Below are 19,733 nucleotides of genomic sequence, written 5' to 3' on the forward strand. Positions count from 1 at the left end.
CCCATGACGCTGATCGACCTCGCCAACCCCACCAAATTCCTGTCGCTGACGGGGCGCATATTGCCGTGGCTGGCGGGCGCGACCGCGATCCTGTTGCTCATCGGCTTGTACCAGGCAGCAATGGCGCCCGACGACTATCAGCAGGGCGCCACCGTCAAGATCATGTTTATCCACGTGCCCAACGCCTGGCTGTCGATGTTCGTGTGGGGCGTCATGAGCCTTGCGGCGCTGGGCACGCTGGTGTGGCGGCATCCACTCGCCGACGTCGCCGCGAAAGCCGCCGCCCCGATCGGCGCCGCCTTCACATTTCTCGCGCTGGTCACGGGCTCGCTGTGGGGCCGGCCGATGTGGGGCACCTATTGGCAATGGGATGCGCGGCTCACCTCGGTGCTGATCCTGTTCCTGATGTATCTCGGCCTGATCGCGCTGTGGCGCGCGGTGGACGACCCGTCGCGGGCGGCGCGGGCGGCGGCGATCCTCACACTGGTCGGCGCGCTCAATCTGCCGATCATCAAATTCTCGGTCGACTGGTGGAACACGCTGCATCAGCCGGCCTCGGTGCTGCGGATGGGAGGCTCCACGCTCGACCGCGCCTTCCTGATTCCGTTGCTGGTGATGGCGGTTGGATTTTCGCTGCTGTTCGTCACGCTGCATCTGGCGGCGATGCGCAACGAGATCCTGCGCCGCCGCGTGCGCAGCTTGCAGATCATGCAAGCCAGCCAACAGGCCGCGTGACGCGATGGCACTCGGTCCCTATGCCTCCTTCATCGTGACGTCCTACGCGCTGGTCGCCGCGGTGGTCGCTATCCTGATCGCCTGGATCGCCATCGATTTTCGCCGCCAGAAGGCGCGCCTGCGCGAGCTCGAGGCCAGCGGCATCACCAGGCGCTCCGGCCGCAGTGCGGCGGATATCCGATGAGCGGGCCGGCGGCATCTGACGCACCGCGGCAAAGCCGGCGCTGGCTGGTGACGCTGCCACTGATCGGTTTCATGGCGGTGGCCGGCCTTTTTCTGATGCGGCTGCACGGCGGCGATCCCTCCAAAATTCCATCCGCCCTGATCGGTCGCCCGGCGCCGCAAACCGCGCTGCCGGCGCTGGCAGGCCTGGTCGACAACGGCGTTGCTATTCCCGGGCTCGACCCGGCGGCCTTCAAGGGCAAGGTCAGCGTCGTCAACGTCTGGGCGTCCTGGTGCGTGCCATGCCATGACGAGATGCCGCTGCTGACCGCTCTGGCCAAGGACAAGCGGCTGCAGATCGTCGGCATCAACTACAAGGATTCGCCTGACAACGCCCGCCGCTTCCTCGGCCGCTACGGCAACCCGTTCAGCATGGTCGGCGCCGACAGCAATGGCCGCGGCTCGATCGAATGGGGCGTCTATGGCGTGCCCGAGACCTTCGTGGTCGGCCGCGAAGGCACCATCGTCTACAAGCTGGTCGGGCCGGTGACGCCGGCCAATGTCGATACCGTGCTGAAGGCAGAGATCGAGAAGGCGTTGCGGTGACGACGTAGTCGTCATTCCGGGGCGCGTCGAAGACGCGAACCTCAGATGTGCAATTGCACATCGGGGAAGCTCGAGATTCCCCGGTGCGCAATTTCGCACCTGAGGTCTGGTCCTTCGGACCATCCCGGAATGACGACTGAATGATTGGCTCCAAATAATTTCCAGCTTTTATCTGCCGTTCATTTGCCGGCCATGGCGCCGCCACGAATTCGAAGCTAGCTTGATGGCGTTACTTAAACCGTCCTTGGAGGGACACTTCTATGCGTCATTTCACGCTCGCTTCTCTTCTCGCAACTGCGCTCACGGTTGGCCTGATGACGGCAACCCCGTCGATGGCCCAGACCGCGCAGCCCGCGACCAAATCCGACAGCAAGATGGCTCCCGCGCCGAAGGCCCAGGAGTCGAAGATGGCGCCGGCTCCGAAGGCCGAACTGCTCGATATCAATTCGGCGACCGTCGACCAGCTCGAAGCGCTGCCTGGGATCGGCAAGGCCTATTCCGCCAAGATCGTCGCCGGCCGTCCCTACAAGGGCAAGGACGATCTGGTGCACAAGAACATCGTCCCGCAGGCGACCTACGACAAGATCAAGGACCAGGTGATCGCCAAGCAGAAGAGCTGAGACCGCTCGCCTAACCTCTCCCGCGCTTGCGGGGGAGGTCGACGCGCGAAGCGCGGCGGGTGGGGGAAACTCTATCCACACGAACAGGTGACTCGCGGAAGCACCCCCACCCCGGCCCTCCCCCGCAAGCGGGAGAGGGAGAAAAGCTAACCCTTCCTCACATCTCCCGCGTCCGCCTCGCTGGCTTCCAGCGAGGCCGGCTCCAGATGGTAGCGCTTGGTCAGCGGCATCTGGGCAATCGCAAAGATCATCGTCAGCGGAATCACGCCGAACACCTTGAAGCCGACCCAGAAGTCGGTCGACTGGGTACGCCAGACGAATTCGTTCAGAAGCGCCATTGCGAAGAAGAACAGCGTCCAGCGCATGGTGAGGATGCGCCAGCCCTGCGGCGTCAGGTTGAACACCTGATCGAACATGACGGCGATGAAGGAACGGCCGAACAACAGGCCACCGCCGAGGATCGCGGCGAACAGGCCGTAGATGATGGTCGGCTTGACCTTGATGAAGGTCTCATCATGCAGCACCAGGGTCAGCGTGCCGAACACGATGACGATGACGGCCGTGACGATCGCCATCATGGGCACATGCCTGGTCACCACATAGGACGCGATCATCGCCGCGATGATCGCCACCATGAAGGCGCCGGTGGCGACGAACAGACCGAATTTGGCGTTGGCGACAAAGAACACGATCAGCGGACCGAGTTCGGTCGCAAGCTTGAACAGCGGATGCGGCTGGGTTTTGTCCATTAATTCACGCTCTTCCTTTGAGCCATGACCTTATCCGAAAACCGGCTGCCACTTTTCGGGGTCACGCCTCGATCCCTGCAATCGCGTTCGCAAAATCCCGCGCGGTGAACGGCGCCAGATCGTCGACGCCTTCGCCGACGCCGATGAAGTGCACCGGCAGTTTGAATTTCTCCGACAGCGCCACCAGGATGCCGCCCCGCGCGGTGCCGTCGAGCTTGGTCATCACAAGGCCGGTGACGCCTGCGGTACGATGAAAAGCCTCGACCTGCGACAGCGCATTTTGTCCCACCGTGGCGTCGAGCACCAGCAGCACCGCATGCGGGGCCGAGGCATCGACCTTCTTGGTGACGCGGACGACCTTTTCGAGCTCTTTCATCAGCTCGGCCTTGTTCTGCAATCGCCCGGCGGTGTCGACCAGCAGCACGTCGGTCTTCTGCTCCTGCGCCGCCGTCAGCGCATTGAAGGCTAGGCTCGCCGAATCCGATCCCTGCGCGCCCGCGATAACAGGCGATTTGGTCCGCTCGCCCCAGACCTTCAACTGCTCGATCGCGGCAGCACGGAACGTGTCGCCCGCCGCCAGCATCACCTTGCGACCCTCGGCGCTGAGTTTCGCCGCCAGCTTGCCGATGGTGGTGGTCTTGCCGGAACCGTTGACGCCAACCACCAGGATAACGAACGGCTTTTGGGCGGCGTCGATCACCAGCGGCCGGGCCACCGGCGCCAGCACCTTCTCGACCTCGGTCGCGACCACCGTCTTGACCTCATCCGCCGAGATCGCCTTGTCGTAGCGGCCGGCGCCGACGGCATCCGCGATCCGCACCGCGACCTCGGTGCCGAGATCGGCGCGCAGCAGCACATCCTCGATATCATCGAGCATGGCGCGGTCGAGCTTGCGCTTGGTGACGAGGTCGGCAACGGCTGACCCGATCGAACTCGAGGTTCGCTTCAGGCCGCTCGAAAGCCGCCGCCACCAGCTCAGTTTGGGAGTTCCGGGAGTGGTATCGCTCATGTCGGACGTGTGTTAGCGGTTTCGCGCCATGAACGAAAGCCACAACCAACCCATTGAAATTGGCGGGGCATCCCTTGATGTCCCCAACCTGACCGCGGAAGAAATTCAGGCCCGCGTGCTCCACCGGGACGGGCTGATGCTGGTCATCGACAAGCCCTGCGGCCTGCCGGTGCATCGCGGCCCCAAGGGGGGCGCCAATCTGGAAACCTCGTTCGATGGCCTGCGTTTCGGCCTGCCGCGGCCGCCGGTGCTCGCGCACCGCCTCGACAAGGATACCTCCGGCTGTCTCGTGCTGGGACGCCATCGCAAGGCCACGGCCTCGCTCGGCCTGCTGTTCAAGCACGGCAAGATCGGCAAGACCTACTGGGCCGTGGTCGAAGGGGGGCCTGCCGAAGATGAAGGCACCATCGACATGGCGCTCGGCCGGCTCAACGTCGAGCGCGGCTGGTGGCAGAAGCCGGATCCGGATGGTCAAAAAGCCGTCACAAACTGGAAGGTGCGCGGCCGCGGCAACGGCCTTGCCTGGCTCGATTTGGAACCGGTCACCGGCCGCACCCATCAATTGCGCGTGCACACATCGGCCACCGGCTGGCCGATCGTCGGCGACAACATCTACGGCAACGGCCCCCGCTTCGGCGAGCCGCGCCTGCATCTGCATTCCCGCGAGATCGTGATTCCGATTTCAAGGAACAAGGAACCGGTGCGCGTGGTGGCGCCGGCGCCGGAGCATATGCGCGAGCGGCTCAGGGCCTGCGGGTGGAACGGGGAGTGACTCTTCCCTTCTCCCCTTGTGGGAGAAGGTGGCTTCGCGAAGCGAAGACGGATGAGGGGTCGCCTCCTCACGGTAAGACTCGAGTTTGAGGATAGAGACCCCTCATCCGGCGCTTCGCGCCACCTTCTCCCACAAGGGGAGAAGGAAGAAAGCATCACACCGTCAGCCGCGCGCCGTCATGTCCGATCATCGTCAGCGCCTGCACCGCGCCCGGGGCTTCACCTGCAATCGCCACCGGCAGAAAATGCTCCGTCCGCCCCTGCCTGCCACTCTCGATCAACACCTGTCGCGTTGCGCCGATCTCCGTCGCCAGCCGCTTCCGCAACGCCGCCTCACCGGTCGCGCGCAATCGCTTTGCACGTTCCTTGATCGCCTCACCTGCGACCTGCGGCATCCGCGAAGCCGGCGTGCCCGGGCGCTTGGAATAGGGAAACACGTGCAGGAAGGTGAGATCGCATTCATCCACCAGATCCTGCGATCGTGCGAACATCGCTTCGGTCTCGGTCGGAAAGCCCGTGATGATGTCGGCGCCGAGCGCGATGTCCGGACGTAGCCGCCGCACCTGCGCGCAGAACTCGATGGCATCGCTGCGTGAATGCCGCCGCTTCATCCGCTTCAGAATCAGATCGTCGCCGGACTGCAGCGACAGATGCAGATGCGGCATCAGGCGCGCATCATCCGCAATGACGTCGAGCAGGTCGCGGTCGGCCTCGATGGAATCGATCGATGAGATCCGCAGACGCTTCAGCTCCGGCACATGCCGCAAAATCTGTTTTGTCAATTGGCCAAGCTTTGGCGTGCCCGGCAAATCAGCCCCGTAGCTGGTGAGATCGACGCCGGTCAGCACGATTTCGGCATGACCGCGTTCGACCAGCGCGCGGACCTGCCCGACAACAGCGCCCATCGGCACCGAGCGCGAATTGCCGCGGCCGTAGGGGATGATGCAGAAGGTGCAGCGATGGTCGCAGCCGTTCTGCACCTGCACGAACACCCGCGGCAGGCCGCTCTGAAAGCCTTCCAGAAGATGCGGCGCCATCTCGGTAACCGCCATGATGTCGGCGACCGCGATCTTTTCGCTGGCCGCAATGCCGAAGCCGGAATCGAACGCCGCACGCGCGCTGCGCCAGGCTTCGCCGCGCATCTTCTCGTCATTGCCGACGACGCGATCGACTTCGATCATATCGGCAAACATTTCGGGCTGGGTCTGCGCCGCGCAACCGGTGACGACGATCCGCGCATCCGGCCGCTCGCGCTTCAGCCGACGGATCGATTGCCGCGCCTGCGCCACCGCCTCGTTGGTGACCGCGCAGCTGTTGATCACGATGGTATCGGAAAGGCCCGCGCTCTCGGCCTCGTGCCGGATCACTTCGGATTCGAACGCGTTGAGGCGGCAGCCGAAGGTGAGAACGTCGACGCTCATCTTTACGCGACGCTGGCGAACAGCGCCGGATCAAAGCGACCTTCATATTCGAACGTTGCCGTGCCGGTCATCAGCACATGGTCGTCGCGCTCGCGCCATTCGATAGAGAGCTTGCCGCCGGGCAGCGACAATTCGACGATGCGGTTGGTGCGCTTCAACCGCGCCGCCGCGACCGCGGTGGCGCAGGCGGCCGAGCCGCAGGCCCTGGTCAGACCGGCGCCGCGTTCCCAGGTGCGCATCGTGATGTGGTCGCGATCGACGATATGGGCGAGCGTGATGTTGGCGCGATCGGGGAAGATGGGATGATTTTCCAACAGCGGCCCGAAGCGCTCGAGATCATAGGCGTTGACGTCGTCGACCCAGAAGATCGCGTGCGGATTGCCCATGCTGACGACCGACGGCGAATGCAGGATCGGCGCGTCGATCGGCCCGACTTGCAGTTCGATGTAACGTGTGTCGCGAAACTCCTCGGCGAGCGGAATTTCCTGCCAGCCGAACTTCGGCGCGCCCATGTCGACCGTGTAGAGATCGGGCTGCGGCCCCTGCCAGCAATTGAGCAGACCCGAGCGGGTCTCGAAGGTCACCGCCGTCTGGCCGGTCTTCTCGAACAGCCGCCGCACCACGCAGCGCATGCCGTTCCCGCAGGCGCCGGCCTCGGAGCCGTCATTGTTGTAGATGCGGATGAAGGCCTCGGTGCCCTCCAGCCGCGGCGGCTGCAATACCATCAACTGGTCATAGGGCACGCCGGCGGGCGAGGCGACGGCGCGCGCTTCTTCCGCCGTCACCTTGGCCGGCTTGTCGCGCAGATCGACCACGACGATCTCGTTGCCGATACCGTTCATCTTGGCGAATGCGTGATTGGCCAGCGCGCTCATGGAATTTCCCAATTTCTGCCCGTCTTATATGGCGAATGATGGCCGATTGCCTAGTACGCAGGGGTCCATGACGCATCTGTCATGGGACGAAGGCGGACCTTGCGTGTTAGGGATGGCGGCGCTTTGTGGTCGTGAGCGGGGACATGCCGCGACCGCCTGGGGATGGATGGAGAATGCCTGAAATGAACCGTATCAGCCCTTTCCGCGCGGCCGTGGCCGCGCTGGTCGCGACAGCGGCAATCGCGTGGGGCGGCGCTGCGCTGGCGCAATCGCCGGCGCCAGCCGCCAGCCCCTCAGCGCCACCGGCGCCCGCCGCTTCAGCGTCCCCTGCCCCGGCGGAGACGCCTTCACCGGCGGCATCCGCGATCCCGGCACCGGGAACCTCCCCCGCGCCGGTGGCAAGCCCGTCCGTTGCCCCCTCACCGCCACCCGCGGCCGCCCAGACGCCGGCCACGCCCCCTGCGGCCGTCCAGACCGCCGATCCCTTCGGTGAGCAGTTCACGCTGGAGCCCAGGAAGGTGGTAGTCATGAAGGGCACCGCCAATTGGGACTCGGCGTTCGACACGCTGATCGATTCGTTCAAGGCGCTGAACGCGCTGCTCGAGAAGCAGGGCATCAAGGCCGCGGGCAATTCGATGATCGTCTACACCTCGACCGACGACAGCGGCTTTACGTTCCTTGCCGAAATTCCAGTCGACCAGGAGCCGAAGAACCTGACCAAGGACATGAGCATCGGCAAATCGCCCGAGGGCAAAGCCCTGAAGTTTGTCCATCGCGGCTCCTACGACAACATGGACAACACCTACGAGGCGATCACCAATCACCTCGACGACAAGAAACTTGAAGCAAAGGACACCTTCGTCGAGGAATACATCACCGATCCCTTGAAGACCGCGGAGGACAAGCTGGTGATCAACGTCTATGTGCCGCTGAAGTGAGAGACATGAAGCATCCGCTCGCGTTTGTTATCGCCGCAGCCGTGCTGCTGGCCACGCCGGCATTGGCCCAGACGGTGCCGCCGCCCACGATCTCCGTGACCGGCGAAGCCAATGTGTCGGTGCCGCCAGATCTGGCGCAGATCGATGGCGGTGTTGCCACCGACGCCAAGACCGCGCGCGAGGCGTCCGACGCCAATAACGCGGCGATGGGCAAGGTGCTGCTGGCGCTGAAAGGTGCCGGGATCGACGAAAAGGATTACCAGACATCGCGGCTGTCGCTGCAGCCGCAATATGCGACCTCGTCCAAAACCGTGGAGCGGCCAGGCGTCGTTGGGTTCCGCGCCAGTAACCGCGTCACGATCAAGATCCGCGACGTGACCAAGGTCGCGAGCGTGATCGACGTGCTGGTCGGCGCCGGCGCCAACGAGATCGGCGGCATCAATTTCATCGTAACGCAGCCGTCCAAGCACCTGGACGAGGCCCGCGAGAAGGCGATCGCGGACGCGCGCCGCAAGGCCGATATCTACGCCAAGGCCGCCGGCGTCACGCTCGGCGAACCGATCAGCATTTCCGAGGAAGGCGCGGCCGTGCCGGTGTTCCGCAGCAAGGTGGCCGCGCCGATGGCCGCCGGCGCACCGGTGGCGCAAGGCGAGGAGACGCTCTCGGTTTCAGTGAGCGTGTCCTGGGCGATCAAGCCGAAGGAATAAAATGCGATGTCGTCCCTGCGAACGCAGGGACCCATAGCCACCGCCGTCCATTGTTGAAAAAGGCTGGAGCCACAGCTCGACATAATCACGTCTTGCTGTGGTTATGGGTCCCTGCGTTCGCAGGGACGACAAGACGTTAAACCTCGAATACCTGTCCGGGCTTCAGCGTGGCGAACCGCTCGCGCGGAATCTTCGCTTCGTCCAGCGCTTCGCCGAGCGCGATCACCGGCGCGTCGATCGCCTCGTCGGTAAGCTGGAACGTGCCGTGATGATGCGCCAGCGCGGTCTGCGCACCGCAATCGGCCAGCGCCTTCACGGCGTCCGACGGGTTCATGTGCTGGTCGCGCATGAACCAGCGCGGCTCATAGGCGCCGATGGGCAGGATCGCCAGCCGCAGCGGGCCATGTGCTTCGGCAACCCGGCGAAAATGCTTGCCGTCGCCGTAGCCGGAATCGCAGACGATGTAGAGTTTGCCGGCCGGCGTCTCCAGCACAAAGCTCGCCCACAGCGCCTTGTTGCGGTCGAACAGCCCGCGTGCCGACCAATGCCGTGTCGGCACCAGCGTCACGGCGATGCCGTTGCCGAGTTCGACGCGATCCTTCCAGTCGAACGCCTCGACTTTGATCGCTTCATCCGCGTCGCGCATGGTAACGTCATTGCCGAGCGGCGTGATCACGCGCGGCGAAAATGTTTTCGCGAGCCTCGACAGCGTCGCCAGATCGAGATGATCGTAATGGCCGTGCGACACCAGCACGACATCGATCTTGGGCAATGCGTCGAAGGCGATGCCGGGATCGTTGTGCCGCTTCGGCCCGGCCCATCTGAACGGCGAGGCCCGCATCGACCACACGGGGTCGACGAGAATATTGAGGCCGCCGGTCTGGATCAGCCAGCTCGCATGGCCGACGAACGACAGCCGCACCTTGTTGCCGTCAACACGCGGCGGCGGCGTATCGGCGTGCGCACTTGGCACCCAATCCGGCCAGCTCGCACGCTGCCCACGGCCGCCGAACTGCCAACGCAGTACCTCGGCCAGTGATTTCGGCGGCGAACCATCCGGATCGAAGAAGGTCAGGCCGTCGAAATGGTCGGAGACGGGGCCGTCATAGGTTTTCATGCGGGACATCCAGACAGATGGCGCGCCGGCGGCCAGACCGAGGCCGGCGAGCACTGCAAAGACACGGCGGCGGGTAATGGGCACGGGCGCGATCACATAGAGCGGGAGCGAAGGGTACGCGGCGTTATATGGCGTGCCCTGACCAAGTTGGAACCCGCAGCAGAGGGAACGCGCAACTTCGCGCCGGTAAATCGGCATAAAATTTCTTTGTTTCAATGACTTAACTCGGCGTTCGAGGCCGGTTCGGGCTAGTTTGCCCTTGACTTTGATGGCTCCCGGGCGTTTAACCCCGGCACTTCTCGGAAAGACGTACTTTTCGACCCGCCGCCCGGCCCTTGAGACCGGAGGCCAACGCCCGACAGCGCGATGCGCCCTCGGGCGTAATCGTGTTTGGAAATTCGTCCTGAGGCAGGACAGAGGATAACGGCATTGTTCGACAATCTGTCGGAAAAGCTCGGTGGGATACTCGATCGGCTGACGGGCCGCGGTGCGCTGTCCGAGAAGGACGTCGATGCCGCGATGCGCGAGGTGCGCCGCGCGCTGCTCGAGGCCGACGTCTCGCTCGACGTGGTCAGAAGCTTCATCGACCGCGTGCGCGAGCAGGCGATCGGCGCCACCGTCGTCAAGTCGGTCACACCCGGCCAGATGGTGGTCAAGATCGTCCATGACGAACTGGTCGCCACGCTCGGCGCCGACGGCCAGACCATCGACCTCAATGCGGTGCCGCCGGTCGCGATCATGATGGTCGGTCTGCAGGGCTCCGGCAAAACCACGACCACCGCAAAACTCGCCCGCCGCATGACCCAGCGCGACAAGCGCAAGGTGCTGATGGCCTCACTCGACATCTATCGCCCCGCGGCGATGGAGCAGCTCGCCGTGCTCGGGCGCGATCTCGACATTCCGACGCTGCCGATCGTGGCCGGCCAGAAGCCGGCGCAGATTGCCAAACGCGCGCTGGAAGCCGCCAAGCTCGGCGGCTACGACGTCGTGCTGCTCGACACCGCCGGCCGCACCACGCTCGACGAAGAGATGATGTCGGAGGCCGCGGAAATCAAAACCGTCGCCAGCCCGCATGAAGTGCTGCTGGTCGCGGATTCCCTGACCGGCCAGGACGCGGTCAATCTCGCGCGCTCGTTCGACCAGCGCGTCGGCCTGACCGGCATCGTGCTGACGAGGGTCGATGGCGACGGCCGCGGCGGCGCCGCGCTGTCGATGCGCGCGGTCACCGGAAAACCGATCAAGCTGATCGGCACCGGTGAAAAGACCGATGCGCTGGAAGATTTCCACCCCAGCCGTATCGCCGGCCGCATTCTCGGCATGGGCGACGTGGTGTCGCTGGTCGAAAAGGCCGCGGCGAATATCGACGCTGAAAAGGCGGCGCGCGTCGCCGAGAAAATGCGCAAGGGCCAGTTCGACCTGGCCGACATGCGCGAGCAATTGCTTCAGATGGCGAACATGGGCGGCATCAGCGGCCTGATGGGCATGATGCCGGGCATTGCCAAGATGAAAAACCAGATCGCCAACGCTGGGATCGACGACAAGATCATCAAGCGCCAGGTCGCGGTGATCGATTCGATGACGCGGCAGGAACGCAAGAGCCCCGACCTTTTGAAAGCCAGCCGCAAGAAGCGCATCGCAGCCGGCGCCGGCGTCAAGGTCGAGGAAGTCAACAAGCTCCTGAAGATGCACCGGAACATGGCCGACATGATGAAGGCGATGGGTTCGGGCAAACGCGGCCCGATGGCCGGCATCGCGCAGGCGATGGGATTTGGCGGCGGCGGCATGCCGTCGGCCGAACAGATGAAGGCGCTGGCGGAGAAAATGCCTGGTGGCGCCGGCCCGGGCGGCATGCCCGCGCTGCCGAAGGATATTCCGGTGGGCTTGCGTCAAGGCCTGCCGAATTTGCCGGGGCTGACAGGCCTCAGCGGCAAGCCGACGCTGCCGGGTCTCGGCGGCTTCCCCGGCAAGAAGAAATAATCGCGATCAATTCACTCTCATCAAACCAAACTTACGGAGAATACAATGTCAGTCGTTATCCGCCTCGCTCGCGCAGGCACCAAGAAGCGCCCGGTCTATCACGTCGTCGTCGCCGACTCGCGCTTTCCCCGCGACGGCCGCTTCATCGAGCGTCTCGGCCATTTCAATCCGCTGCTGCCGAAGGACAACGAAGCCCGCCTGAAGCTCGACATGGACAAGGTCAAGTCCTGGCTCGCCAAGGGCGCGCAGCCGTCCGACCGCGTCACCCGCTTCCTCGATGCCGCCGGTGTCGTGAAGCGTGCCGCGCGCAACAACCCGGAAAAGGCCGTGCCGCGCAAGGAGCGCAAGGCCGCTGCCGAAGCCGCCGCGAAGTCATAAGCGTTAGCGGCGCGGGGCGGTGGCAGCACCGATTTGTGTCGCCCGGATCGGCGCCGCGCATGGCGTGCGCGGCGCGGTGAAGCTGTGGACGTTTACCGAAGACCCGCTGGCCGTGAGGGATTACGGCCCGCTGACGACCAAGGACGGCGCGCGTCAGTTCGAACTGACGCACGCCCGTGAGGCGAAAGACCATCTGGTCGCCACGTTCAAAGGCGTCGCCACCCGCGAGGACGCCGAACGCCTCAACGGCATCGAGCTCTATATCGCGCGCGACAAGCTGCCCGAGACCGACGACGACGAATATTACCACGCCGATCTGATTGGCCTCGCCGCGGTCAACGCCGCGAACGAACCGCTCGGCCGCGTCACCGCGATCCATAATTTCGGCGCCGGCGACATCATCGAGATCGCACCACCGCAGGGCCCGACGATGCTGCTGCCGTTCACCAATGCCGTGGTGCCGACGGTCGACCTTGCGGGCGGCCGCGTCGTGATAGAACTGCCCAAGGAAATTGAAGGCGACGACGTTCCGACGCTTACGTGATCGGTTATTGTATGACCTATTTCAAATGACCTGGCGCGCCACCATCCTCACGCTATTCCCGGACATGTTTCCGGGCCCGCTCGGCGTCAGCCTGGCGGGCAAGGCGCTGGCCTCCGGGCTGTGGGCGCTGGAAGCGCGCGACATCAGGGCATCGGCCACCGACCGCCACCGCAGCGTTGACGACACCCCGGCTGGCGGCGGGCCCGGCATGGTGCTGCGCGCCGACGTATTGGCAGCCGCCATCGACGCCGCCGATACCGGCCAGTCCGGTTCAAACGATCGACCAAGGCTCCTGATGAGCCCCCGGGGTCGGCCATTGACCCAGTCCCGGGTGATCGAGCTTGCCGCCGGTCCCGGGCCCGTGATCGTCTGCGGCCGGTTCGAGGGCATCGACGAGCGGGTCATTGCAGCCCGAAGGCTCGAGGAGGTCTCGATCGGCGATTACGTGCTGTCCGGTGGTGAAGTCGCCGCCATGGTGCTGGTCGACGCCTGTGTCCGGCTCTTGCCGGGGGTGATGGGAAAACAGGCCTCGGGGACCGAGGAGAGCTTTTCCGAGGGACTACTGGAATACCCGCAATATACCCGCCCGCAGGAGTTCGAGGGCCGAACCATCCCGGAAATCCTCGTTTCCGGCGACCATGCCAAAGTCGCCGCCTGGCGTCAGGCCGAGGCTGAAGCCCTGACCAGGGCGCGGCGGCCGGATTTGTGGGCGATTAAGGCGCGCCAAAAACGCCCAAAAAGCACGACAGACGGGTGACAAGCGCGCGCCTATGCCTTATACGGGCGCCAAATCCGCAGCAATCAGCAGGATAGATGGACGTTCGCGCAGCCCGCGCTGGACTGGCTGGGCGCGCCGCCGATGGAGATTTCAATGAACATCATTCAACAGCTCGAAAAAGAGCAATTCGACAAATTGGCCGCGACCAAGTCGATCCCCGAGTTTGGCCCCGGCGACACCGTGATCGTCAACGTCAAGGTGGTCGAAGGCGAGCGCACCCGCGTGCAGGCCTATGAAGGCGTCTGCATCGGCCGGTCCGGCGGCGGGCTCAATGAGAGCTTCACCGTCCGCAAGATTTCCTACGGCGAAGGCGTGGAACGCGTCTTCCCGGTGATGTCGCCGATGATCGACTCGATCAAGGTGGTGCGCCGCGGCAAGGTGCGTCGCGCCAAGCTGTATTACCTGCGCCAACTGCGCGGCAAGTCGGCCCGCATCGTCGAGAAGACCGAGCGCGCGACCGCCGTCGGCGAGTAATTCGTCTCCTGCAGGGGGATGTGACCAAAAGCGCGGGGTTTTGCCCCGCGCTTTTTTGTTGAGCCTTTCGTCATTGCAACGGCTCGCAATGACGGTGGATATAAACGCATATCGCGCTTAGATACCTCATGTGCTATGAGGCTAGAATGGTTCCAGATCAAACCAGCTTTGCAGGCCGGCGCGTCGATCCCTTCGTGATCGACGACCGCTCGCGCCTGCCCGGCCGTTTCTTCGGACGCTTTGCGACCTCGGCGACGTCAGAGCTTAGCTGCGGCCTTTGATGCCGCGCTGACTGCCCGTTGCTTGCGCTGATAACCGCGCTGACCGCTCACACAGAATCATTTTTGGAGCTTACGCTCATGTCCAACCCCACCACGCTGTACGACAAAATCTGGAACGACCATCTGGTGCACGAAGCCGATGACGGCACCTGCCTGCTCTATATCGACCGCCATCTGGTGCACGAGGTGACCTCGCCGCAGGCGTTCGAAGGCCTGCGCATGACCGGCCGCAAGGTTCGCGCGCCGGAGAAGACGCTGGCCGTGGTCGACCACAACATCCCGACCACCGACCGCTCGAAGCCGAATCCCGATCCTGAAAGCATCGAGCAGATGCGCGTGATGGCCGACAACGCCAAGGAATTCGGCATCACGTATTTCAACGAGCACGACAAGCGCCAGGGCATCGTTCACGTGATCGGTCCCGAGCAGGGCTTTACGCTGCCCGGCACCACCATCGTCTGCGGCGACAGCCACACCTCGACGCATGGCGCGTTCGGCGCGCTGGCGCACGGCATCGGCACATCAGAGGTCGAGCACGTTCTGGCAACCCAGACGCTGATCCAGAAAAAAGCAAAAAACATGCGCGCGGTGGTCGACGGCAAATTGCCCGACGGCGTCACCGGCAAGGACATCATCCTGGCCATCATCGGCGAGATCGGCACCGCCGGCGGCACCGGCTACGTGCTGGAATATGCCGGCGATGCGATCCGCGCGCTGACGATGGAAGGCCGCATGACGGTCTGCAACATGTCGATCGAAGGCGGCGCCCGCGCCGGCCTGATCGCGCCGGATGAAAAGGCGTTCGAATTCCTCAAGGGCCGTCCGATGTCGCCGAAGGGCGAGGCGTGGGACGCGGCGATGCGCTACTGGGATACCCTGCGCTCGGACGAAGGCGCGCATTTCGACCACGAGATCCGGCTGGATGCGGCCAAGCTGCCGCCGATCGTCACCTGGGGCACCTCGCCCGAGGACGTGGTGTCGATCACGGGCATGGTGCCCGACCCCGACCAGATCGCCGATGAAGCCAAGCGGCTCTCAAAGCATCGCGCGCTGAAGTACATGGGCCTGACCGCGGGGACCAAGATCACCGACATCAAGCTCGACCGCGTGTTCATCGGCTCCTGCACCAACGGCCGCATCGAGGATTTGCGCGCGGCGGCGAAGGTCGCCGAAGGCAAGACCGTCAACGGTCATGTCAGCGCGATGATCGTGCCGGGCTCGGGCATCGTGAAGGAGCAGGCGGAAGCTGAAGGCCTCGACAAGATCTTCATCAAGGCCGGCTTCGAATGGCGCGAGCCGGGTTGCTCGATGTGTCTGGCCATGAATCCCGACAAGCTGTCGCCTGAAGAGCGCTGCGCCTCGACCTCGAACCGCAATTTCGAGGGCCGGCAGGGTTTCAAGGGCCGCACCCATCTGGTGTCGCCGGCCATGGCCGCGGCAGCTGCGATCGCCGGGCATTTCGTCGACATCAGGGAGTGGCGTTAACGCGCGTTGCCTCAACATCGAGGCGTTCCGGCAACGCCTCGTTAAGGCGCGGGGCGCAGACTGGCTGCTTGCGGAATGATCATCGCGAGGAGCCGGACGTGGCCGATAAACCAGAATATGTCGATATGATCAGCGAGGCGACGCGCCAGAGCCGGCGCAACGTCTCGCGCATCGTCGATCTCGTCCCCGCTACACCCAAGGACACAAGGCGCCTCAGCAACTGGCCGCCGGAGCACTGGCGCGAATGGCGGCTGGAAGCGTTGACGCCGTGGAAGATCAAGCCCTGGAAGGGCAAGGACTGGGATTGAGCCTACGCGCTCGTCATCGCATGCAAAAAACAGGCGCCCCCGGGGGGCGCCTGTTTTGTTTCAGCTTGGATTTGCCAGCATAGGTAATGTTGAACTCGCTCGCGAGAAGGATTGGACATGACCGTCTATGTGATCGTGCAATTGAAAATGACCGACCGCGCCGCCTATGACCGCTATCAGGCGCGCTTCTTCGACGTGTTCAAAAAATTCAACGGCCGGCTGTTGGCGGCGGATGAAGAGCCGGCCGTGCTGGAGGGCGTGTGGGATCGCGACAAGCTGGTGCTGATGTCGTTTCCCGACGAGGCCGCATTCCGGGCTTGGTCGGACTCGCCGGAGTATCTGGAAATAACCACGGACCGCAAAGCCGGTGCGGACGGTATCGTTTTGCTGGCCAAGGGTTTTGGGTAGGGCTGGGTCGCCGGGTCTTGCCAGGACCGCGTTCAAGGAGCCCGTTACAGACAGCGTCAACACTTTGCTAAGGGCCGGCTGGTAAACTACCCCTTAACCAATCAGAAAATCGATAGCTGCCTTTAGGATCCCCTCGTGTCGAGGGCTTGATTCGACGCGGCGCCGTGCCACGGGCGGTCCCCGGGGCCGCCGCAACGGTTCGACCGCGCAAATTTTCCTCCAGAGAGACTCGAGAAAATGTTCGCCAGATTTCAAAACCTGCCCATTATTGCCAAGATCGCGGTGCCAGCCGCGATCGTCGCCCTTGTGGCAGTCGGGATCGTCGTCCAGGCCTCGATGGCGCTGAGCAACCTGTCCGCGACGGCGGCGAGCCTCGTCGACGGCAACGCGATGCGGGTGCAATACAGCCTGCAGGCCGAGAGCCATTTCAACAGCGCCGCGGTGAGCGAAAAGAACGTCATCCTCTCCGGCACCGACGCCAAGGCGATCAGCCAGAACGTCGAGTCCTATGGCAAGGCCACCGATGCCACGCTGGAAGCAATCGATCGTCTGGCGACCGTCACCACCGCTCCCGAGCAGCGTCAGCTGATCGACACCATGCGCACTGCCGTCAAGGACCGCCGGGTCGCCAGCGCCAAGGTTTTCGAACTGGCGGCCGCGGGCAAGTTGGAAGACGCCTTCGCCTATTCGCGCAACGTCGCGGCCAAGCATCGCCAGACCGCGATCGCGGCGGTGGGGCAACTCATCACCATCAATACGGACGCCATGCGCGGCGCGCGCGACGCGAGCGTCGCCAGCGCCGATTACACCCGTCTTTTGCTCGTGGTCGGGGCGATTGTCGGCCTGCTGCTGGCCTTTGCCATCCTCGGCTGGATCGCGTTCGGCCAGATCGCCCAGCCATTGCGGCGGATGACGCTTGAAATGACCAAGCTTGCCGGAGGCGATCTCGATATTTCGATCGTTGGCGCCAACCGGACCGACGAGGTTGGTGGTCTCGCCAAGTCGCTCACCGTCTTCAAGGAAAACGCGATGACGGCGCGCCGCCTCGAAGCCGAACAGCGCGAGGAGCAGATCCGCAAGGAAGCCCGGCAGCGCGCCATCGAAGGCTACATCGCAACCTTCGACGTCCAGGTCTCCGAAGCCCTGCAAACGCTGACCGCTGCGTCGGCCGAGATGCACGCCACCGCCGGCAGCATGACGGCAACGGCAGAGGAAACCAGCCGGCAGGCCACCGCCGTCGCCAACGCCTCCGACGTCGCCTCCGCGAACGTGCAGACGGTTGCCGTGGCGACCGAGGAACTGCATGCCTCGATCAGCGAAATCTCGCGCCAGGTGGCGCAGGCGTCCCAGACCGCCAACCTTGCGGTCGCCGAGACCGACCGCACCAACAAGACCGTCGAGGGCCTGGCCGAAGCGGCACAGAAGATCGGCGAAGTCATTTCGCTGATCCAGAACATCGCATCGCAGACCAACCTGCTGGCGCTCAACGCCACGATCGAAGCGGCGCGCGCCGGCGAGTCCGGCAAGGGCTTTGCCGTCGTCGCCACCGAAGTGAAGGCGCTTGCCACCCAGACCGCCAAGGCGACGGAGGATATTTCAGCCCAGATCGCCGCGATCCAGCAGGAGACCGGCAACGCCGTGACGGCCATCAAGACGATCGGAACGACGATCGCCCAGATGAACGAGATCGCCACGGCGATCGCTGCCGCGGTCGAGCAGCAGAGCTCTGCCACCCGCGACATTGCGCAGAACATCCAGGAAGTTTCGAAGGGAACGACCGAGGTATCTTCGAACGTCGGCAGCGTCAACGACGCCGCCAACGAGACCGGCGCCGCGGCGTCGGAAGTGCTGACGGCGGCTGACGACCTCAGCCATCAGTCGGAGAAGCTGCGCGCCGACGTCAACACTTTCCTCGATCTCATTCGCGCCGCCTGATCTGCTTGGGGCCATCGCCATCGCGCTCATCTTCTGAGCGCGATGGCCGCGTCCGTCACCAGTACGGCCCGAACCCGAAGCCGAACGTGAACGGCGCCGGAGCGTAGTAGGGATATGGCCGGTAGTAAGAGGGCCGCGCGTAGTAGCGGGGTCCGTAATACGGCCGGTAGTATGGGCGATAATACGGCCGATAATAGCCGTAGCCGTAATGGCGCCCGTAATAGCGTTGCGCGCTGAAGTCGGTCGCACCTGATGTGCCGGCGGTTTGTTGCTTCATTTGCGGCGATGCCGCGGCTGCCGAATTGACCGCCGCCGGGCCGGCAAACACCAGAGCGCCCGCGACAGCAGCTGCTCCGATCAAGGTCTTCATGACGATCTACCTCTTCTGATTCAGGATCGTCAAATAACAGGCAGCAATGGCGCCCGTTTCATGGCAGTAACCTTGAAGTGAAAACAGGCCCGCGATGAACGGGCCTGCTCACTTCAAATCCGCAAACTCGCGATCACCAGCGGCGATGATGGTGACGATGATGATGATGCCGACGATGGTGGTGATGACGATGCCAGCGATGATGGCGATGCCGCCATCCCGCCTCTGTCGTCTCGGGCTTGACATCCTCCTGGACGGCGGCTGCAGCGCCGGGGTTGCTCAGCGACAACGCGTTAGCGCGCTCAGTCGGAGCGGCTATAACGAGCATGGCGCCAATGGCGGCAAGCCCCAGAACTTTCATCACCTGCATATATAGTCTCCTTGGTCCTTCAGCGATGAGCTTATGCTCACGCGGGGGATGTCACGTTCGTGGCGAGCGGTGCTCGACAAGCAGCCGCAGCGCCGCGACGCAGCTCACAGCTTGATGCTGAGGAGGTGAATGCGAACTGAATGACTGCGCCACGAAGATGAACAGGGAGCGTGTACATCGGTTCCGATCGATTTCAGCGGCGCGTCAAACCGGCGCAGACTGCCGTTGCATCGCTGCAGACACTCCGCACCATGAGCCCGTCATGATTTCAAACATGAACGCTTCGACATCGCACGTGGCGACGGCCATTCTCGTTCATGGCTCGCCGGCGCAGATATATTTGGAACGCTGATCGATTTGGAAGCTAGCGCGCAGGCGCTAACCGGGGCGCCAGTAGCAGTTCATGCGCGGCGTGATGACGGTGCCGCTCGGCCGGTATTCCTGCACATAGGTCGCCGTGCAAGATCGCACCGCATTCGGCCCCGGATTGTAGCGCGGATAGACATCGGGTTCCCACTGCTCCTGCCGGTAGATCGGCACGCGGCGGAGCGGCCGCCGGCGTTGTGCTGACGCATCGGTGGCGGCCGGCTTCGCTGCCTGCGCGGTGCGCACCCCCGACGGTGCGGTCTGGGCCTGTGCGCCGCCTTCCGGCAACAAGAATCCGGTCAAAATCGCCGCTACCGCCGCCGTCGCAATCCGCTTCATTCCGCCCACC

25 protein-coding genes are annotated in these 19,733 nt (G+C 64.0%); 17 read left to right on the forward strand and 8 right to left on the reverse strand.

Annotated elements, in window-relative coordinates; genetic code table 11:
* Positions 1–3 precede the first annotated feature (3 nt).
* The 4 genes from ABIE49_RS20530 (at position 4) to ABIE49_RS20545 (ending at position 2,123) form a co-directional block, all read left to right on the forward strand.
* Positions 4–735 carry a heme ABC transporter permease gene (locus ABIE49_RS20530; protein ID WP_283813708.1) on the forward strand — a complete coding sequence of 244 codons (732 nt, stop codon included), beginning with the start codon at positions 4–6 and terminating at the stop codon, positions 733–735.
* Between the two features lie 4 nt (positions 736–739).
* Positions 740–919, forward strand: a complete 180-nt coding sequence (gene ccmD, locus ABIE49_RS20535; RefSeq protein WP_192739315.1) for a heme exporter protein CcmD — start codon at positions 740–742, stop codon at positions 917–919.
* Positions 916–1,503 carry a DsbE family thiol:disulfide interchange protein gene (locus tag ABIE49_RS20540; RefSeq protein WP_192739316.1) on the forward strand — a complete coding sequence of 196 codons (588 nt, stop codon included), beginning with the start codon at positions 916–918 and terminating at the stop codon, positions 1,501–1,503. The genes ccmD and ABIE49_RS20540 overlap by 4 nt, the downstream gene beginning before the upstream one ends.
* 260 nt (positions 1,504–1,763) lie before the next feature.
* Complete coding sequence (locus ABIE49_RS20545; protein WP_192739317.1) at positions 1,764–2,123, forward strand: ComEA family DNA-binding protein; 360 nt, start codon at positions 1,764–1,766, stop codon at positions 2,121–2,123.
* Positions 2,124–2,269: 146 nt separating this feature from the next.
* On the opposite strand, the gene ABIE49_RS20550 is transcribed toward ABIE49_RS20545, so the two are convergent.
* Positions 2,270–2,872 carry a septation protein A gene (locus ABIE49_RS20550; RefSeq protein WP_192739318.1) on the reverse strand — a complete coding sequence of 201 codons (603 nt, stop codon included), beginning with the start codon at positions 2,870–2,872 and terminating at the stop codon, positions 2,270–2,272.
* Positions 2,873–2,933: 61 nt separating this feature from the next.
* Entirely contained in the window at positions 2,934–3,881 is a 948-nt protein-coding gene (gene ftsY / locus ABIE49_RS20555) for a signal recognition particle-docking protein FtsY (protein WP_192739319.1), read from the reverse strand.
* Positions 3,882–3,909: 28 nt separating this feature from the next.
* Here ftsY and ABIE49_RS20560 point away from each other — a divergent pair, with 28 nt between their 5' ends.
* Complete coding sequence (locus ABIE49_RS20560; RefSeq protein ID WP_192739320.1) at positions 3,910–4,653, forward strand: RluA family pseudouridine synthase; 744 nt, start codon at positions 3,910–3,912, stop codon at positions 4,651–4,653.
* A 154-nt stretch (positions 4,654–4,807) separates the two neighbouring features.
* Here ABIE49_RS20560 and mtaB read toward each other — a convergent pair whose 3' ends face one another.
* Together mtaB and dapF are read right to left on the reverse strand one after the other, a co-directional pair.
* Positions 4,808–6,073, reverse strand: a complete 1,266-nt coding sequence (gene mtaB, locus ABIE49_RS20565) for a tRNA (N(6)-L-threonylcarbamoyladenosine(37)-C(2))-methylthiotransferase MtaB (RefSeq protein WP_192739321.1) — start codon at positions 6,071–6,073, stop codon at positions 4,808–4,810.
* A 2-nt stretch (positions 6,074–6,075) separates the two neighbouring features.
* Positions 6,076–6,948, reverse strand: a complete 873-nt coding sequence (gene dapF, locus ABIE49_RS20570) for a diaminopimelate epimerase (protein WP_192739322.1) — start codon at positions 6,946–6,948, stop codon at positions 6,076–6,078.
* Positions 6,949–7,130: 182 nt separating this feature from the next.
* Between dapF and ABIE49_RS20575 the strand changes: the two genes are divergently transcribed.
* A complete protein-coding gene (locus tag ABIE49_RS20575) occupies positions 7,131–7,886 on the forward strand; it encodes a GyrI-like domain-containing protein (RefSeq protein WP_192739323.1) in 756 nt (251 codons plus the stop codon).
* 5 nt (positions 7,887–7,891) lie between these two features.
* A complete protein-coding gene (locus ABIE49_RS20580; protein WP_192739324.1) occupies positions 7,892–8,593 on the forward strand; it encodes an SIMPL domain-containing protein in 702 nt (233 codons plus the stop codon).
* 136 nt (positions 8,594–8,729) lie between these two features.
* Here the strand turns inward: ABIE49_RS20580 and ABIE49_RS20585 are convergent, their stop codons facing one another.
* Positions 8,730–9,794 (reverse strand): MBL fold metallo-hydrolase, encoded by a 1,065-nt coding sequence (locus tag ABIE49_RS20585; RefSeq protein ID WP_192739325.1) that lies wholly within the window; start codon positions 9,792–9,794, stop codon positions 8,730–8,732.
* 345 nt (positions 9,795–10,139) lie between these two features.
* Here ABIE49_RS20585 and ffh point away from each other — a divergent pair, with 345 nt between their 5' ends.
* The 10 genes from ffh (at position 10,140) to ABIE49_RS20635 (ending at position 18,278) form a co-directional block, all read left to right on the forward strand.
* Positions 10,140–11,687, forward strand: coding sequence for a signal recognition particle protein (gene ffh, locus ABIE49_RS20590; RefSeq protein ID WP_192739326.1), 1,548 nt, complete (start codon positions 10,140–10,142; stop codon positions 11,685–11,687).
* A gap of 45 nt (positions 11,688–11,732) precedes the next feature.
* The gene (gene rpsP, locus ABIE49_RS20595) at positions 11,733–12,065 is read left to right on the forward strand and encodes a 30S ribosomal protein S16 (protein WP_192739327.1); all 333 of its coding nucleotides are present in this window, start codon (positions 11,733–11,735) and stop codon (positions 12,063–12,065) included.
* Between the two features lie 19 nt (positions 12,066–12,084).
* The gene (rimM, locus tag ABIE49_RS20600; protein ID WP_192739328.1) at positions 12,085–12,609 is read left to right on the forward strand and encodes a ribosome maturation factor RimM; all 525 of its coding nucleotides are present in this window, start codon (positions 12,085–12,087) and stop codon (positions 12,607–12,609) included.
* Between the two features lie 25 nt (positions 12,610–12,634).
* The gene (gene trmD, locus ABIE49_RS20605) at positions 12,635–13,366 is read left to right on the forward strand and encodes a tRNA (guanosine(37)-N1)-methyltransferase TrmD (RefSeq protein WP_192739329.1); all 732 of its coding nucleotides are present in this window, start codon (positions 12,635–12,637) and stop codon (positions 13,364–13,366) included.
* A gap of 114 nt (positions 13,367–13,480) precedes the next feature.
* Entirely contained in the window at positions 13,481–13,861 is a 381-nt protein-coding gene (gene rplS, locus ABIE49_RS20610; RefSeq protein WP_192739330.1) for a 50S ribosomal protein L19, read from the forward strand.
* 146 nt (positions 13,862–14,007) lie between these two features.
* Complete coding sequence (locus ABIE49_RS20615; protein WP_283815156.1) at positions 14,008–14,142, forward strand: hypothetical protein; 135 nt, start codon at positions 14,008–14,010, stop codon at positions 14,140–14,142.
* A gap of 78 nt (positions 14,143–14,220) precedes the next feature.
* Positions 14,221–15,627 carry a 3-isopropylmalate dehydratase large subunit gene (gene leuC, locus ABIE49_RS20620; RefSeq protein ID WP_192739331.1) on the forward strand — a complete coding sequence of 469 codons (1,407 nt, stop codon included), beginning with the start codon at positions 14,221–14,223 and terminating at the stop codon, positions 15,625–15,627.
* 98 nt (positions 15,628–15,725) lie between these two features.
* Positions 15,726–15,935, forward strand: a complete 210-nt coding sequence (locus ABIE49_RS20625; protein WP_192739332.1) for a hypothetical protein — start codon at positions 15,726–15,728, stop codon at positions 15,933–15,935.
* A gap of 117 nt (positions 15,936–16,052) precedes the next feature.
* Positions 16,053–16,343, forward strand: a complete 291-nt coding sequence (locus ABIE49_RS20630; protein ID WP_192739333.1) for a DUF1330 domain-containing protein — start codon at positions 16,053–16,055, stop codon at positions 16,341–16,343.
* Positions 16,344–16,580: 237 nt separating this feature from the next.
* Entirely contained in the window at positions 16,581–18,278 is a 1,698-nt protein-coding gene (locus ABIE49_RS20635; RefSeq protein WP_192739334.1) for a methyl-accepting chemotaxis protein, read from the forward strand.
* A gap of 55 nt (positions 18,279–18,333) precedes the next feature.
* Here the strand turns inward: ABIE49_RS20635 and ABIE49_RS20640 are convergent, their stop codons facing one another.
* The 3 genes from ABIE49_RS20640 to ABIE49_RS20650 form a co-directional block, all read right to left on the reverse strand.
* A complete protein-coding gene (locus ABIE49_RS20640) occupies positions 18,334–18,648 on the reverse strand; it encodes a hypothetical protein (protein ID WP_210337493.1) in 315 nt (104 codons plus the stop codon).
* A gap of 108 nt (positions 18,649–18,756) precedes the next feature.
* Positions 18,757–18,894 carry a hypothetical protein gene (locus ABIE49_RS20645; protein WP_192739335.1) on the reverse strand — a complete coding sequence of 46 codons (138 nt, stop codon included), beginning with the start codon at positions 18,892–18,894 and terminating at the stop codon, positions 18,757–18,759.
* Between the two features lie 502 nt (positions 18,895–19,396).
* Positions 19,397–19,723, reverse strand: coding sequence for a hypothetical protein (locus ABIE49_RS20650; protein WP_192739336.1), 327 nt, complete (start codon positions 19,721–19,723; stop codon positions 19,397–19,399).
* Positions 19,724–19,733: the final 10 nt, after the last annotated feature.

This window comes from Bradyrhizobium sp. OAE829, assembly GCF_040546575.1.
Lineage (GTDB): Bacteria > Pseudomonadota > Alphaproteobacteria > Rhizobiales > Xanthobacteraceae > Bradyrhizobium.